13 protein-coding genes are annotated in these 16,294 nt (G+C 60.6%); 6 read left to right on the forward strand and 7 right to left on the reverse strand.

Going from position 1 to position 16,294, the window contains the following annotated elements; translation table 11 throughout:
- Nucleotides 1–22: 22 nt before the first annotated feature.
- Nucleotides 23–844 carry a MetQ/NlpA family ABC transporter substrate-binding protein gene (locus OC537_RS08340; protein WP_106886485.1) on the reverse strand — a complete coding sequence of 274 codons (822 nt, stop codon included), beginning with the start codon at nucleotides 842–844 and terminating at the stop codon, nucleotides 23–25.
- 354 nt (nucleotides 845–1,198) lie between these two features.
- On the opposite strand from OC537_RS08340, the gene OC537_RS08345 reads away from it, so the two are divergent.
- The gene (locus OC537_RS08345) at nucleotides 1,199–1,585 is read left to right on the forward strand and encodes a VOC family protein (protein ID WP_262110755.1); all 387 of its coding nucleotides are present in this window, start codon (nucleotides 1,199–1,201) and stop codon (nucleotides 1,583–1,585) included.
- A gap of 84 nt (nucleotides 1,586–1,669) precedes the next feature.
- Nucleotides 1,670–2,209, forward strand: a complete 540-nt coding sequence (locus OC537_RS08350; RefSeq protein ID WP_262110756.1) for an isochorismatase family protein — start codon at nucleotides 1,670–1,672, stop codon at nucleotides 2,207–2,209.
- 2 nt (nucleotides 2,210–2,211) lie between these two features.
- Here the strand turns inward: OC537_RS08350 and modF are convergent, their stop codons facing one another.
- Nucleotides 2,212–3,675: a molybdate ABC transporter ATP-binding protein ModF gene (gene modF, locus OC537_RS08355; RefSeq protein ID WP_262110757.1), complete on the reverse strand. Its 1,464-nt coding sequence runs from the start codon at nucleotides 3,673–3,675 to the stop codon at nucleotides 2,212–2,214.
- A gap of 303 nt (nucleotides 3,676–3,978) precedes the next feature.
- Here modF and OC537_RS08360 point away from each other — a divergent pair, with 303 nt between their 5' ends.
- Nucleotides 3,979–5,853 (forward strand): S8 family serine peptidase, encoded by a 1,875-nt coding sequence (locus tag OC537_RS08360; RefSeq protein WP_262110758.1) that lies wholly within the window; start codon nucleotides 3,979–3,981, stop codon nucleotides 5,851–5,853.
- 19 nt (nucleotides 5,854–5,872) lie between these two features.
- Complete coding sequence (locus OC537_RS08365) at nucleotides 5,873–6,334, forward strand: hypothetical protein (protein WP_262110759.1); 462 nt, start codon at nucleotides 5,873–5,875, stop codon at nucleotides 6,332–6,334.
- 247 nt (nucleotides 6,335–6,581) lie between these two features.
- On the opposite strand, the gene ppsA is transcribed toward OC537_RS08365, so the two are convergent.
- Complete coding sequence (gene ppsA, locus OC537_RS08370; RefSeq protein ID WP_171276374.1) at nucleotides 6,582–8,954, reverse strand: phosphoenolpyruvate synthase; 2,373 nt, start codon at nucleotides 8,952–8,954, stop codon at nucleotides 6,582–6,584.
- Nucleotides 8,955–9,262: 308 nt separating this feature from the next.
- Between ppsA and OC537_RS08375 the strand changes: the two genes are divergently transcribed.
- The gene (locus OC537_RS08375; RefSeq protein ID WP_106886479.1) at nucleotides 9,263–10,075 is read left to right on the forward strand and encodes a pyruvate, water dikinase regulatory protein; all 813 of its coding nucleotides are present in this window, start codon (nucleotides 9,263–9,265) and stop codon (nucleotides 10,073–10,075) included.
- 109 nt (nucleotides 10,076–10,184) lie between these two features.
- On the opposite strand, the gene OC537_RS08380 is transcribed toward OC537_RS08375, so the two are convergent.
- Nucleotides 10,185–10,475 (reverse strand): hypothetical protein, encoded by a 291-nt coding sequence (locus OC537_RS08380; RefSeq protein WP_163148699.1) that lies wholly within the window; start codon nucleotides 10,473–10,475, stop codon nucleotides 10,185–10,187.
- 358 nt (nucleotides 10,476–10,833) lie between these two features.
- Between OC537_RS08380 and OC537_RS08385 the strand changes: the two genes are divergently transcribed.
- A complete protein-coding gene (locus OC537_RS08385) occupies nucleotides 10,834–12,210 on the forward strand; it encodes an amino acid permease (protein ID WP_262110760.1) in 1,377 nt (458 codons plus the stop codon).
- 226 nt (nucleotides 12,211–12,436) lie between these two features.
- Here OC537_RS08385 and OC537_RS08390 read toward each other — a convergent pair whose 3' ends face one another.
- The 3 genes from OC537_RS08390 to OC537_RS08400 all read right to left on the reverse strand — a co-directional run.
- Nucleotides 12,437–13,138: an SIMPL domain-containing protein gene (locus OC537_RS08390; protein ID WP_139744668.1), complete on the reverse strand. Its 702-nt coding sequence runs from the start codon at nucleotides 13,136–13,138 to the stop codon at nucleotides 12,437–12,439.
- 56 nt (nucleotides 13,139–13,194) lie between these two features.
- Nucleotides 13,195–13,752, reverse strand: coding sequence for a hypothetical protein (locus tag OC537_RS08395; protein WP_262110761.1), 558 nt, complete (start codon nucleotides 13,750–13,752; stop codon nucleotides 13,195–13,197).
- 83 nt (nucleotides 13,753–13,835) lie between these two features.
- On the reverse strand, nucleotides 13,836–16,294 hold a 2,459-nt coding region (locus tag OC537_RS08400; RefSeq protein WP_262110762.1), incomplete at its 5' end, for a type I secretion C-terminal target domain-containing protein.

Raw genomic sequence — 16,294 nt, forward strand, 5'->3', positions numbered from 1 at the left:
TCTCAGGTGCTGCTTTCAACCCTCAGCCCTGGCTCTGCCAGCCCTGGGGGTACTTGTAGCCGACGAAGCGCTTGGCGGCATAGGCCTTGAACTCGGGGGAGTTGTAGGCGGCCGCCACATCCTTGGCGAACGGCTTGTCCGCATCGGCCCCTTTGACCACCACCCAGTTGATGAAGTCATAGCTGCGCTCGAGGAAGAGACCTGTGCTGAACGGGATCCCGCTCGAGGCGGCGAAGTTGCCGTTGATGACGGAGAAGTCCACATCTTCACGAGAGCGGGGCAGTTGCGCCGCCTCCAGCAGCACCAGCTTGATGTCGTGGGGATTGCTCACCACATCGAACTCGCTCGCCTTGAGGGGGTTGATCCCCTCTTTCAGGGTGAGCCAGCCCAAGTCCTGCAGCATCAGCAGGGCCCTCGCCTGGTTGGTGGGGTCGTTGGGAATGGCGACTGTGCTCCCCTCTTTCAGGGCCTTGAGATCCCCCAGCTTGCCGGCATAGAGCCCCATGGGGCCGGTCGGCACCTGGGTTATGGGGGCCAAGGAGAGGCCCCTGTCTTTGGAGAAGCTCTCCAGATAGGGTTTGTGCTGGAAGCAGTTCACATCCAGCGAGCCGTCCGCCAGGGCGATATTGGGGGTCACGTAGTCGGTGAACTCCACCAGTTTGACCTTGTAGCCCTTGGCCTCCAGCTGCGGCTTGATGGAGTCGGTCACCATGTCGGCAAAGTCCCCGACAGTGGTGCCAATCACTATCTCTTTCTTCGCCTCATCGATGGCAAAGGCTGACAGCGGCAGGCTGCTGGCGAGCAGCGCGAGGGCGGATAGGGTGAAGAAGGAACGACGCTGCATAGAAACTCCCTGTCAAAATGGTCATCAAAGTGGTGGGGCTGCGCTGTCATCATCAAGGCCGACACCACAACCATCTAGCCATCCAAACGGCTAATAGACGACACCATAACAGAGCTTTTCCCCTTCGCCAAGCAACAAAACCGGGCAAGCTTGGCCAGATGACGGTGAAGTCCCTCCGGCCTCGAGCTGAAAATCTTTGATAACGCACGCAGTTATCGCGTTTTCCCCCTCCCCGCTTGAGGCACAACTGGCCTATTGTGGTCATTCGATACCCATCATCCCGGGGATACGGCTGGTGGCACCGAGGGGACCATATTGCCTCTCCCCTTCATCCAGACAGCACAAGGAGTGGTTGTGTTCGATCATGTTGAAATCAAGGTGGTGTGCTTCGACGACTGCCGACGCTTCTACGAAACCGTGCTGGTGCCCCTCTTGATAGAACTCAAATGGGCAGACAAAGACGCCGCAGGTTTCGGCCGGGTTGGTCACGACAAGGTGGGCTTCCTGATAGAGCGGGGCGGACCGGGTGCCCCCTGTCATCTCGCTTTCACAGCCAGCAGCGCTGCGCAGGTGGATGAGTTCTATCAGGTCGGTGTCAGGGCTGGTTTTGCCTGCAATGGGCAGCCGGGGCTGCGCCCCCACTATGCCCCCAACTACTACGCCGCCTTCCTGCGCGATCCGGACGGCAACAACATAGAGGTGCTGGCCTACCTTGAATCCCCTGGCATGGCGAGCCCGTGAAGAGGCGCCGTGCAGCTTGTCAGCAGAAGCCCGGTGTCTTTGACCTCGGTGCCAGAAAACTCGCCACAAACAAAGGAGAAAATCATGCTTGAACGCCGCAGCACTGGCCTGCTGGTCGTCGATATCCAGGGCAAACTGGCCCGTCTGGTCGAGGGGAGCGAGTCGCTCATCGCCAACACGGCCCGACTGGGGCAGGGAGCCAAGGCACTGGGGTTGCCGGTTGTCTGGCTGGAGCAGAACCCGGACAAGCTCGGGGCCACAGTGGCCGAGTTGCAGCCGCAGCAGGCAGGCGCCCTTGTGCTGCCGAAGTTCAGCTTCGGCGCCCTGGGGGAGCCGACGGTCGCCGCCGCCCTGGCCGGAACCGGGGTCAGTCACTGGCTGGTATGCGGCATCGAAGCCCATATCTGCGTCTACCAGAGCGTGCTGGGGCTTCTGGCCAGCGGCGCCCGGGTCTCTTTGGTGGTGGATGCGGTGTCATCCCGCACCGCCGCCAACCGGGATCTCGCCATCAGCCAGCTGGCGGCCCGAGGCGCAGCCCTCACCTCGGTGGAGATGTGCCTCTTTGATCTGATGGGAGATTGCCGCCATCCGGCATTTCGCCAGATACTGGCACTCGTCAAATAGGCCTAGGCAGACCCCTTCCCCAGCTTCTCCTGCAGATAGCGATAGCCCCCGGCGCCGTCCGGCACGAAACTCAGGCGGTGGCTGAGGCCAGGGGGCGCATCCTCGGGGTGGTGGGAGACGAACAGCAACTGGGTGCCTTCCCCTATGAGGCGCACCACCATCTCCCGCACCAGGTGGCGGTTCAAGGGATCCAGCCCCTGCAGGGGCTCATCCAAAATGAGCAGTGGCGGATGCTTGACCAGGGCCCGGGCAATCAGCACCAGGCGCTGCTGACCAAAGGAGAGGGCGTGGAAGGGCAGCGCCCCCTGATCCTTTAGCCCCAGCAGTGCCAGCCACTGGTTGGCGAGCGCCAGCTGGCGATCCCCCGGGCGGGTATAGAGGCCGATGGAGTCATAAAAGCCGGAGAGGATCACCGTCTGCACCGAACAATGGACGCGATAGTCCAGGTGCAGGGCCGGGCTGACCAGGCCGATGTGGCGCTTGATCTCCCAGATGCTCTCGCCACTGCCCCGGCGCACCCCGAACAGGCGCAGATCATTGCTGTACCCCTGCGGATGATCCCCTGTGATCAGGGCGAGCAGGGTCGACTTGCCGGCGCCGTTGGGCCCCACCAGTTGCCAGTGCTCCCCCTCGGCAATGATCCAGTCGAGCCCGTCGATGATGACCTGGTCCCCGTAGGCGACGCGCAGGGCGCGCATCTGTACCCGGGGGCCGGCGGGCAGGGGCGTGGGCGCCTGGAGCGGCGGGGGCAGCTGCGGACTCTGCCCCTCGGCCCGTGCCAGCTGGGCCACCTCCTGGCTGCCAAGCACGGCGTCACGCTCCCCCGCCAGCAACAGGCGGCGCTCCCCGAGCAGGCCGAGGTGACTGGCGAAGGGGGGGATCTCGTCGAAGCGGTTGACGATCACCACCAGACGTTGCCCCTGCGCCACCAATTGCGCCAGCAGCGACATCAGATCCCTGCGCGAGCCCTGATCCAGGCCATCGAAGGGCTCGTCCAGCACCATCAGCTCGGGCCGACCCAGCAGGGCACGGGCAAGCAGCAGCTTGCGCCCCTCCCCGCTCGAGAGATGGCGATAGGGGCGATCCCACAGGGACTCGATGCCGAAGCGCGCCAGCAACGATCGGGCTTGCGCCTCCTCTCCCCCCTCCTCCAGCATCAGGGTCGACACCCGATAACCCGCCTCCTCCTCTTCCCCCAGCATGTCGGTGTTGCGCCGCTGCCAGTCCAGCTCCCCCAGCCGCTGTTGCGACTCAAACGAGAGGCGCTCGGCCCTCACCCCGCCAGTCACCCCCCCTGCACGGACGGCCAGCTCGCCGCACAGGGCAGAAGCCAGCGCCGTCTTGCCACTGCCGTTGCTGCCGACGAAGGCCCAGCACGCCTGAGGCGCCAGGGTGAGGTCGGGGATGAAGAGAGTCTGGTCGCCGTGAAGAGCCAAGCTGGCTGATTGCCACTGCAAAAGAGTCATGGATCCGTCCTGAGTGCTGTTTTGCCCTTACCTTAACAGGGATAGCGACCAGCGGCAGCCTTGGCAGGTGGTGAGGGGCGCTTGACAACAGGCCCTTCTATCGACAAAAAGATCATTAGTATTGAATGCGAATGACTCTCAATGAAACACGTAATCTGCCCCATTGATACCCCCATATGGGCTCGAATGAGATTTCTTTGAGCCCCCTCTCAACTCCGAAATGAGATCCTTTTGAATCGTCTTTTCTCATGTATAGATGCCCGTCGCACCTCGGACGGTGCGCCCTTAAGATGGAGTTTATCAATGAGAAAAACATCGTTAGCATTGGCAATCACGGCCCTGCTCTCGGCCCTGCCTGTCGTCTCGGCTCAGGCTGCCGAGAGTTGTACCCCCCTCACCGGCAGAGAAGTCGACATGGATACCGGCCGCACCAGCGCACAGCGCTGCCTGCCCGGCATCAACCCCTTGCAGGACCAGCAGTGGCACCTGCTCAACAGTGGCCAGCATGCCTTCAGTGTCCGTGGCGGCGTGGCGGGCAATGACCTCAACCTCTGGTGGGCCCACCGCACAGAGGTGCTCGGCCAGGGGATCAATGTGGCCGTCGTGGACGACGGTCTGGCCATAGCCCACCCGGATCTCGCCGACAACGTCCGCCCCGGTTCACGCAACGTGGTGACCGGCAGCGACGATCCGACGCCGACCGATCCGGACAGTGCCCACGGCACCTCTGTCTCCGGCATCATAGCCGCGGTCGACAACGCCATCGGCACCCGGGGCGTGGCCCCCCGTGCCCAACTGCAAGGCTTCAACCTGCTCGACGACAATAGCCAGCAGTTGCAGCAAGACTGGCTCTATGCCCTCGGCAACAGCCAGGCCAGCCGCGACAACCGCGTCTTCAACCAGAGCTACGGCATGAGCCTGGTCGACCCCCAGGGAGCCGGCGGGCTCAACCAGGTGCAACTGGATCGCCTGTTCGAGCAGATGACCCTGAAGGCGCAAGGGGCCGCTTACATCAAGGCCGCGGGCAACGGCTTCAGCCGCATTGCCGCCGGCAACTATGTGCTCAACCGCACCGGCGGCGAGCTCAGACTGCCGTTTGAAAACAGCAACATAGATCCTTCCAACAGCAACTTCTGGAACCTGGTGGTCAGTGCAAGCAACGCGGACGGCGTGCGCTCCTCCTACTCCAGCGTCGGCAGCAACGTCTTCCTGACGGCCCCGGGCGGCGAGTACGGCACCGCCTCCCCGGCCATGGTCACCACGGATCTGCCCGGCTGCGACCTGGGCTACAACCGTACCGATCGTCAGAGCACCAACCGGCTGCACGGCAACCCGGCGCTGGATGCAAGCTGCGACTACAACGGCACCATGAACGGCACCTCTTCGGCCACCCCGAACACAGCTGGCGCCATGGCGCTGCTGATGTCGGCCTATCCGGACCTGTCGGTGCGGGATCTGCGGGATCTGCTGGCGCGCAATGCCACCCGCATCGATGCCAACCAGGCAGCGGTCACACTGAGCTACACAGCCGCCAATGGTCAGCAACGCAGAGTGACAGGGCTGGAAGGCTGGGGGCGCAATGCCGCCGGGATCTGGTTCAACCCGACCTATGGCTTTGGCCTCATCGATGTGAACAAGGCCCTGGCGAGCGCCGCCACTCACAATCCCTTGCCGCCGCTGGTACAGCTGCCGTGGCAGAAGGTCACTGTGCAAGGCGCCCAGGGCGCCATCCCGGATCTGGGCAGCAGCCCGACCACCTCCAGCACCCGGGTCGAGCAGGCGTTGACGGTGGAAGCTGTGCAGGTGCAGGTCAGTCTGGATCACCAGCGGCTACCCGATCTGCTGATCGAGCTGGTCTCCCCCTCCGGCACCCGCAGCGTGCTGCTCAACCCCAACAACAGCCTGGTGGGTCAATCCCTCGACCGGCAGCAACTGGGTTATGTGCGCACCAAGGGGCTGCGCGACATGCGCATGCTCTCCCACAAGTTCTACGGTGAATCGGCCCAGGGCGAGTGGCAACTGGCGGTGACCGACGTCGCCAGCGGCACTCGTCAGGTCTCGCTGCTCAATCGCAGCACCAACGCCCGCACGACCCTGACCGAGCGCAACAACAGCCAGCCGGGTCAACTGCTCAACTGGTCCCTGCGGGTGATCGGCCATGAAGCAGCCCCTCTCTAACTTGCACAGGAGTCACAACATGAAACACAGCTTACTCAGCCTTGCCCTGGCAAGCCTGCTGGCCTCGGTCTCTATTCAGGCCACGGCCGACGAGTCGGTGGTTGTCGATGGCAAGCAGTACAGCACCATAGAGGTGAACGGTCAGACCTACCTCACGCCGGACAACGGCAGCAAGAAGCGCGTCGCCCGCAGCCTGGATGGCAAGGCACCGCAACCCAGCCTGCGCAGCGGTGACATCTTGCTGCAAGGGGTCGCCAGCCCCGAGCTCACCGTCAGCGGAACCCTGCTGATCGAAGCCGACGAGCCTCAGGCCAGGGCACTGGCCACGCGCCACGGTCTGAGCTTCAAGCAGAGCAGTGGCGGCATCGCCCTGCTGGAGGCCAAACCCGGCACCGATCTGAACGCCATCAGCGCCCGGCTCCAGCAGGAAGGCGTGAAGGTGCAGATCGAACTGGCCGGCGCCGAGCAGCAGCCCAGGTGAAGCACGCCTCGTACTGAAGGCGTCATCTCATCGAGGGGGCCATGGGCCCCCTCGTCTTTATCCACTACGCCGCCGCAACCCCATCCTCCAATGCCCACCCGGCGATAACACTCCCATATAGAGCGAGAGAGATCAGGTCCAATTCATCTTGTATGAACGCATCATCAACACAGCACCATATTGGTAATAAAAAACGGCACCGAGAAGGTGCCGTCATGGATTATGGTAGGAAGCTGCCTGTGCTGGCTCAGCCAGCCTTATTTTGCTCGGCCAGATAGAGCCAGGTGTCGACCACGGTATCCGGGTTGAGCGATACAGAATCTATGCCCTGCTCGACCAGCCAGGCGGCGAAGTCCGGGTGATCCGACGGGCCCTGGCCGCAGATGCCGACATACTTGCCCGCCTTGCGTGCGGCCTGGATGGCCATGGCCAGCAGCGCCTTGACCGCCTCGTTGCGCTCATCGAACAGGTGGGCGATGAGGCCCGAATCCCGATCCAGACCCAGGGTCAACTGGGTCATGTCATTGGAGCCGATGGAGAAGCCATCGAAGTGCTCGAGGAACTTGTCCGCCAACAGGGCATTGGAGGGCAGCTCGCACATCATGATGACCTTGAGGCCGCGCTCGCCGCGGCGCAGGCCGTTCTCGGCCAGGATTTCCACCACCTGCTCCGCCTCGCCCACGGTGCGCACGAAGGGGATCATCACCTCGACGTTGGTCAGGCCCATGACGTCGCGCACCCGTTTCATCGCCTCGCATTCGAGGGCGAAGCAGGGACGGAAGCTGTCGGCGATGTAACGGGAGGCGCCACGGAAGCCGATCATGGGGTTCTCTTCGTGGGGCTCGTAGCCACGGCCCCCCACCAGGTTGGCGTATTCGTTGGACTTGAAGTCCGACATCCGCACTATGACCCGCTCCGGCCAGAAGGCAGCGGCCAGGGTGGCGATCCCTTCACTCAGCTTGGCCACGTAGTATTCACGGGGGCTGTCGTAACCGGCGATCATCTTGGATATGGTGGCCTGCAGCTCCGGGCTCTGCTTGTCGAATTCCAGCAGCGCCTTGGGGTGCACCCCTATCATGCGGTTGATGATGAACTCGAGACGGGCCAGACCCACACCGGCGTTCGGCAACTGGGCGAAGTCGAAGGCCCTGTCCGGGTTGCCGACGTTCATCATGATCTTGATGGGCAGGCGCGGCATGTTGCCCACCTCGGTCACCGCCACGTCGAAGTCGAGCTCGCCGTCGTAGATGAAGCCGGTATCCCCTTCCGCGCAGGAGACGGTGATGAGCTGACCCGCCTCGATGCGGTCGGTGGCATCGCCACAGCCGACCACGGCCGGGATGCCGAGCTCACGGGCTATGATGGCGGCGTGGCAGGTGCGGCCACCCCGGTTGGTGACGATGGCGGAGGCCCGCTTCATGATGGGCTCCCAGTCCGGATCCGTCATATCGGTGACCAGCACGTCGCCGGGCTGCACTTCGTCCATCTGGCTGATGGAGGAGATGACCCGCGCCGGGCCAGAGCCAATTTTGTGGCCGATGGCGCGCCCTTCGATCAGCACCTTGCCGGATTGTTTGAGCGCAAAACGCTCCAGCGTATTCGCTTCCTGGCGGCTGCGCACGGTTTCCGGACGGGCCTGAACGATATAGAGCTGACCGTCCTGACCATCCTTGGCCCACTCGATGTCCATCGGGCGGCCATAGTGCTGTTCTATGATGAGGGCCTGCTTCGCCAGCGCCATCACTTCCTCATCCGTGATGCAGAAGCGGTTGCGCTCGGCATCCTGAGTGTCGACTATCTTCACCTGACGGCCGTGACCGGCGTCTTCGGAGTAGGTCATCTTGATGAGCTTGGAGCCCAGCGTCTTGCGCACCACGGCGGGGCGACCCGATTTCAGGGTCGGCTTGTGGACATAGAACTCGTCCGGGTTGACGGCCCCCTGCACCACCATTTCACCCAGGCCTTGGGCGCCTGTGATGAAGACCACGTCGTTGAAACCGGATTCGGTATCCAGGGTGAACATGACGCCGGAGGCGGCCAAGTCCGAGCGCACCATGCGCTGCACCCCGGCGGAGAGGGCCACACCCTTGTGGTCATAGCCCTGATGCACCCGGTAGGAGATGGCGCGATCGTTGAAGAGCGACGCGAACACATGCTTGATGGCGGTCATGACAGAGTCGATGCCGCGCACGTTGAGGAAGGTCTCCTGCTGGCCGGCGAAGGAGGCATCCGGCATGTCTTCGGCCGTGGCGGAGGAGCGCACCGCGAAAGAGGCCTCGAGGCCAGCGCTCAGCTTGTCATAGGCCTCGCGCACCGCCTGCTCCAGCGCAGGCTGGAAGGGGGCGTCCACCACCCAGTCACGGATCTGCTGACCAGCCCGGTTGAGGGCGGCGATGTCGTCTACATCCAGGCTGTCGAGCAGGTCGTGGATCTTGCCGTTGAGGCCGCTTAACTCCAGAAACTCGTTAAACGCAAAGGCGGTGGTCGCAAAGCCGCCCGGCACGGACACGCCGGCACCGGAGAGGTTGCTGATCATCTCGCCAAGGGATGCATTCTTGCCGCCGACGCGCTCTACGTCCTGCATACCGAGCTGTTCGTACCAGAGTACGTACTGTTGCATTTGCATGTCTCCAGGTTGGTGGGCCAGGGTGTCAACGCACCAGCTGTGCCAAGTCGTGTGTTTTTGTTAGTGTCTGTTGCCAACGACCATGAAAACGTTTTCTACTTATTGTCAAAAAAATCCCCGAGCAAGAGTTGGGGATGGCCGTTTGACACAGGCATTCTACAATACCGACACAAAAAGGTAACGACTCAGGTTTGCAAGCGAGTTCACAACTTGGGAATGGCAGACCTGTTGACAAAAGAGATATGGTTTCGAGAGATACTGATTGCTCGCAACCCCCCAGGAGCACACCACAGGAGTCCGCTGTGCACACCGTATTCTATGTATCCGACGGCACCGCCATCACCGCCGAGGTGTTCGGTCATGCCGTATTGAGCCAGTTTCCACTGGTCTTCGAACAGGTCACCATCCCCTTCGTGGAGACCCTGGAAAAGGCGCGCCAGGTGCGGGCCCGCATCGATGAGCAGTTTCGCCAGACCGGGGTGCGCCCCATACTGTTTCACACCATAGTCGACCCCCAGGTGCGGGAAGAGGTGCTCAAGGCCCAGGCCAGCAGCCACGATTTTCTCAACACCTTCGTGAGCCCCCTCGAGCAGGAGCTCGGGATCAAGGCCGAGCCCAGGCTCCACCGCACCCACGGCATGGAGAACCGCAAGCTCTATGACGATCGCATCGAGGCAGTCAACTTCGCCCTCAGCAACGACGACGGCATCACCACCAAGGAGTATGACGAGGCCGACATCATCCTCATCGGGGTCTCCCGCTGCGGCAAGACGCCGACCAGCCTCTATCTGGCACTGCAGTTTGGCATTCGTGCCGCCAACTACCCCTTCATCGAGCAGGACATGGGCTCGCTGGAGCTGCCCGCCCCCCTCAAGGCCAACCGCCACAAGCTGTTCGGTCTCACCATAGCCCCCCAGCGGCTGCACGAGATCCGCAACCAGCGCCGCGCCAACAGTCGCTACTCCTCTCTCGAGCAGTGCGAGCAGGAGCTGGCAAGCGTGGAGCGGCTGTTCCGCCAGGAGGCGATCCGCTTCCTCGACACCAGCTCCCACTCGGTGGAGGAGATCAGCGCCAAGATCCTGGAGGCAACCGGCCTTCGCCGCCAACTCTGCTAGCCCGCATGAAAATAGCCATATCAAGCACTATCAGATTGGCGAGTGGCAAGATAATAAGACAGCAAGACAGGGAGAAATGACGCCGGCGGAACCGTCGGCGTCATGAGGATCAGGGGCGAGGACGGGAGCCGGGCTTGTTGAGCTCCCGATTGTTCATCAAGATGCCATGAAAACGCAGCAAGCCGTGACGTTTGCGTACCCGCTCGCTCAACCAGCAGGCGGGTAGCAGGCCAAGCCCGGCGGCGAGCGTCAGCACCATGGCGACGTTGTTCACCAGATAATCCGCCCCCTGCCATCCCCAGACCATCAAGCAGGCCGCAGCCATGGTCAACAACATAGGGGAGAGCCAGATCCCCAGCCAGAGCGTGGCGAGCAGCAAGCCACCGACAATACCTTCGATCATATGAGTCCTTCCTTGAAAAGAGCTACTAGCACATCAAACCACCGCCAGGTCAATAGCACCAAAACCAACTGACCACAAAACCAGCAATCACTTCCAAAACCCCTTCCCAGATCATGAAAAACCTGAGCATTGGCCACAAAGCAAACCAATGATGAGGAAAACAGGTGCACGAGCGGTCGATTATCACTATTCTGCTCGGGTTGGTAGCCGCCATAAAAAACAGTGCGCGGCAAACCGTAACGATATTAATACGGATTTCGTCACGTTTTCGGCACAAGATGCCGCGCCGGGCACAGGAAGTGCCATGGCAGACGAGGCGCGAGACGAGTGAATTCAGCGACGTAAGGAAGGAAGAATGGATCTTCAACAAGACGGCGAAGAGCTCAAGCGCGGCCTGAAAAACCGCCACATCCAGCTCATCGCACTGGGCGGTGCCATAGGTACCGGCCTGTTCCTCGGCATTGCCGACACCATCAAGATGGCAGGCCCCTCGGTGCTGCTTGGTTACGCCATCGGCGGCTTCATCGCCTTCCTCATCATGCGCCAGCTCGGCGAGATGGTGGTGGAAGAGCCGGTGGCCGGCTCCTTCAGTCACTTCGCCTACAAGTACTGGGGTGACTTCGCCGGTTTCGCCTCCGGCTGGAACTACTGGGTGCTCTATGTGCTGGTGAGCATGGCGGAGCTGACGGCAGTCGGCATCTACGTACAGTACTGGTGGCCCGAGATCCCGACCTGGATGTCGGCGGCCTTCTTCTTCGTGCTGATCAACGCCATCAACCTCTCCAACGTCAAGGCGTTTGGCGAGATGGAGTTCTGGTTCGCCATCATCAAGGTCGTGGCCATCCTCGGCATGATAGGCTTTGGCGGTTATCTGCTGTTCTCCGGCACCGGCGGTCCCGAGGCCACGGTCAGCAACCTCTGGGCCCAGGGCGGCTTCTTCCCCAACGGGGTGGGCGGCCTGGTGATGGCCATGGCCTTCATCATGTTCTCCTTCGGTGGTCTGGAGCTGGTCGGCATCACGGCAGCAGAAGCGGACAATCCCGAGAAGAGCATTCCCAAGGCCACCAATCAGGTGATCTACCGCATCCTCATCTTCTATATCGGCGCTCTGACCGTGCTGCTCTCCCTCTACCCCTGGGGCAAGGTGGTCGAAGGCGGCAGTCCGTTCGTGATGATCTTCCATGCTCTCGACAGCAACCTGGTGGCCAACGTGCTCAACCTGGTGGTGCTGACTGCGGCGCTCTCCGTCTACAACAGCTGTGTCTACTGCAACAGCCGCATGCTGTTTGGCCTGGCCAAGCAGGGCAACGGTCCCAAGGCCCTGCTCAAGACTAACAAGAGCGGTGTTCCCCTGACCGCCATCACCATCTCTGCTGCGGCCACCTTGCTGTGCGTGCTGATCAACTACCTGATCCCGGGCAAGGCTTTCGGCCTCTTGATGTCGCTGGTGGTCTCCGCCCTGGTCATCAACTGGGCCATGATCAGCCTCGCCCACCTCAAGTTCCGCAAGGTCAAGGCTGCCGAAGGGGTGACTACCAAGTTCAAGGCGCTCTGGAGCCCCTTTGGCAACTATCTCTGCCTCGCCTTCATGGCCGCCATCCTGGTGATCATGTACATGAACGACGGCACCCGCATCTCGGTCGAGCTGATCCCGGCCTGGGTACTGGTGCTGGGTCTGGGCTATCTGTTCAAGCAGAAGCGCCAGGAACGGGTCGCCGCCAATCTGGGCTAAGCCTCCCTGCTCCTCTTGCGAAAATGCCGGTCAGTGACCGGCATTTTTTATGCGCCAGATCCCCTGGCATGGGCGAAGTCGTCCATCACTCCCCTGCCCCGGGCCTGCCCAGATAAGAGCGTCCTCTGGGCGTTGCCATTCAGCTTCCATGATCAGGGCTTCCATAACGACAAACCCGAGGCAGAAGCCTCGGGTTTGGAGAGATCAGGGCCGGTTGAAGGGTCCATCATTCCAGCAGGAAGACGGCTTCCACGTTGTCCGTGATGCTGATCTGCTGCTGTTGGTAGCTGTTCTCCGCCATGTCGGCGGCGGGGGCCGCTGCAGCCTTCATGGCACGGCTATAGACCGGCATGGGCGAGCTGTTGCGATACTCGACGCTGTACACCTTGCCAAGCTTCATGCCAAAGGCCTTGGCCAGGGATTCCGCCTTGCTGGTGGCATCTGCCACAGCACCAAGACGCGCCTGCTCCTTGATGACCTGTGGTGACTTGAGGCCGTACTCAATCTGGGAGACGGACTCCAGACCCGCCTTGAGGGCGGTGTCCATCAGCTGGCTCAGCTTGTCGAGCTGGTAGAGTTTGACCGCCAGCTGACGCTGGGCACGATAGCCCACCATCTCGGGCTGCTTGTTCTGCGGATACTGATACTCTGGGGAGATTACCAGATTGCCGGCCTCCACATCGCTGCGCTTGATGCCGAGGCTCTCCAGTTGACCAAAGAAGGCGGCAACCTTGGTATCCACCTGCTGCTTGGCCTTGATGCCCTGTTTCTCCAGGGCGGTCACGGCGACGTTGAGCGTCAGCATGTCGGGCTCTGCCTTCTGCTCCGCGTAGCCGCTGACCACCAGATGGGGAGCCTGGGGCACCTCGATGGCAAGCAGCGGGGCACTGACAACGAGCGCAGACAGGGTAAGAAGGGGACGCCACATAGAAAAAAACCTCCATCGATTAGATGGAGGTCATTATGCACGTCGTCGATTGGGATTCATATATCGTGCAATGGAGGGATCTGCTCCAGCACCTGATTGGTCATGTCGATGTTGATGCTGATCTCCCCTCCAAGGGAATAGCCATGGCTCGCGATCACGGACGACGGAACCTCGGCCCCGAGTAGAGACTCATCCTCGAAATGGAATGAATCCCACGACAGAACGTGACCCTGGGATGGCATGCTCGGCTCGGAAGCCGTCACCACCGCCAGACTACTCCAGTCAAGCTCTTCACCATGGCTGAGCAGCCCCTGCAAGGAGCTGTCGCTCAGGCTCTGCAGTGAATATTCCTGCTGCCCCCACTCATGGCCAACCAGCACCACCATGTGAGGCAAGGGAGCATCCTCTGCCGGCGTAAAGCTGATGCTGGAGGCGGCAAAGTCCACATTGAGCAGCCCCGCCACATCGCCATCCTCACTCTCCAGCTCCAGACCATTGAGCTTGTCACCCATCATCGCGGCCTGATAGCCAAAGCGGCCGGAGCAGACGATGTTGTCCTGCCCATCCCAGCTATAGCGAATGCCATCGATGTCGACCCAGTTGAATGACTGCATGGTGACCCTCTCCTGATACTGCCGCTATCTTAGCCGTCCACTTCATCAAATAACAGGGGCCGGGCAAACCCGGCCCAAACAGGTTAATCATCAACCTTCAAGTTCAAGTTAGCCAGCAAACTATTAATTATGACCTGTTGATCTGTACTTCCTCCCGTCAGATCAACGCCATCAAAGTAAACCGTCTGATTAACCTGACTGCCACCCGTCGTACCATTGCTGTCTATGGTCAATACAGTTCGATTATTGGCACTGTCAAACGTAAAGTTTAAATAAGTCGCCAATGTGTCAGCAGGGGCACCCGTAGACACATCCAGCACTGCGGATATATCGAGAATATCGCCACCGCTTCCTTTGGCGAAATCGGTAATGCGGTCGATACCACCATCCGCATCACCCGCCTGCCACTTAAAGGTGTCGCGGCCCGAACCACCGACCAGTAAATCATCACCAGTCCCCCCGGTCAGGATATCGTTACCTTTCTGACCGTACAGAATGTCATTGCCTGCGCCGCCATCAAGGCTGTCGTCGCCTCCCTGTGAATCGTCTTGCCCGAACAAGGAGTGATTGTTGGCAACCAGGGTGCGCAGTTGGGCATTTGACAGGCCGGGATTGTCCGCGACCAACTTGGCCCAGCCGCCATCGCTGCCATCGGCATGAATACTGTCGCCAAACAGGATGTCGCTACCGCTGCCACCGACGAGGGCATCGCTGCCGACAGCCACCGGCACGAAGATCGAGCCCAAGCCATTCGTCAGATCGCTGAAGTTGGCGATCGGGACGTAACCGTCAGTCGTATTGTCAATCGCATTCAACCTAGTTGCGGACGTATCTGCCCCGCTCGTATCGCCAAGGCCGATGCCGATGGCGTTGATCTGGATGTTGTTGACTGCAGTGGCGGAGTCCGAAAGATGCGATAGTCCGTTCATCCCCGCCAGAATCTCCGTGGTTGAGATCCAGTTACCGGTCGTCGGATCGCCATCGGTCACAAAAAGGACGATCTTGTTATCGGCAGCCGTGTCGTTGGCGACTAGCGTGTTCGCCATGGTCAACGCCGCTTGATAATTGGTATTAGATCCGCCCGGCGTCCTAGTAAGGGCATCGATTGCCGCCTTGGCATCAGACACTGTGGAATAACTCCCCACAATCTGACTTCCTGTTGCAAACGTGCCTATCTCGATCTGCAAATCGGTCACGCCGACAAATTTGTCCAAAAGCGTTTTCAACGCAGCCTTCATCTGCCCCAGCTCGGTGTTGTTGATACTGCCAGAGGTATCAATAATGAATGTCAGGTTGTACGAGCCCGATGCAACCCCCCCGAGGTCACCGACCAAAACATCAGCTCCAGCACTCCCGGCAATATTGCCATCTACATCGGCAAGGTTCGGGTTCGCAATGAAGTGATCAGTAGTGCTCACACCGGCATCGCTGACATTCGTACCGACCACGAGCACTGGGTCTGGGTTGCGGAGGTCAAGGGTCAACGAAGCTTGGTCCTGATCGCCATCCGCATCAATAACCGACACATTAAAGGTCAGATCCTCTGGATCACCCACATTGGTCACCCCAAGGCTAACCAAATCTACTTTTGCTTCACCGTTAGCATTGGGGGTGTACAACTCGATGTAGTCGATAAATTTGGCATTCGCCCCAGACGGGATCATCACCTCAAATGCTCCGCTAGTTGGCGTGACCTGTCCGCTTGACCAAGTGCCATCGGTATAGCGCACGACATAATCAATGGTATTGCCGCTATATCCGTTGAAGCTAACCGTAGCTACTGTCACATTCGGCCCCGAAAAGGCGGGGGGGGCATAGCCGCCTGGGCCATCAAAGTCATCCACATCGGCAAAGTCGAAGCGCATAAACTCATTAGCGGTAAAGTTATTGTTGCCAACCCCCCATCCGGCCGTCGAACCATTGACCGAATCAAACGCGAGTCCGGTTGCTACAGCCCCCGCCTTCCACGCAGCCAGGTTGAAGCCACCTGTGGCCTGCCAACCTGTCAACACAGACAATTGGCCAGACGTAGTGTTGGTCAGGATCTGCCAAGGTTGTGGGCCGGATCCGAAGGCGCTCGAGCCATCGATCGCAACAGTAGAGGTGATGCCGTCGAGGGGCTTGAATACCTCGACCTTATATTGGTCCGAGCCCGGAATAATGGTCAGCGCGAATACCTTGGCACCGCTGGCAGTTGGGTCGATGCCGGTATAGGCCACCAATACCCCCGGATTGCTAGGGTCAACATAATAGCTGACCAGTTGCCCACCAGACCTCAATCCAGCGGGAACAGTATTACCGAGCAGGCTCGCAGTAACCGGCTGATCAGCGCCCGATGTAACATCGAAAGTACCAATGAACACAGTTCCCGCCACATTTGTGACATTCAAAGCAGGTTGGACAATGCCAATGCTCGGCATGTCATCGTCAATGGAGACGGTGAAGCTGGTGTTGGCGGTGCTGCCATCAGCATCGGCAACCACGACATTGACCGTGAAGGGCGTCGTATTGTCCTCAGTGCCCGCGCTCGCATGTTTGACCG

Source organism: Aeromonas sp. Marseille-Q5825 (genome assembly GCF_946892685.1).
GTDB lineage: Bacteria > Pseudomonadota > Gammaproteobacteria > Enterobacterales > Aeromonadaceae > Aeromonas > Aeromonas rivipollensis.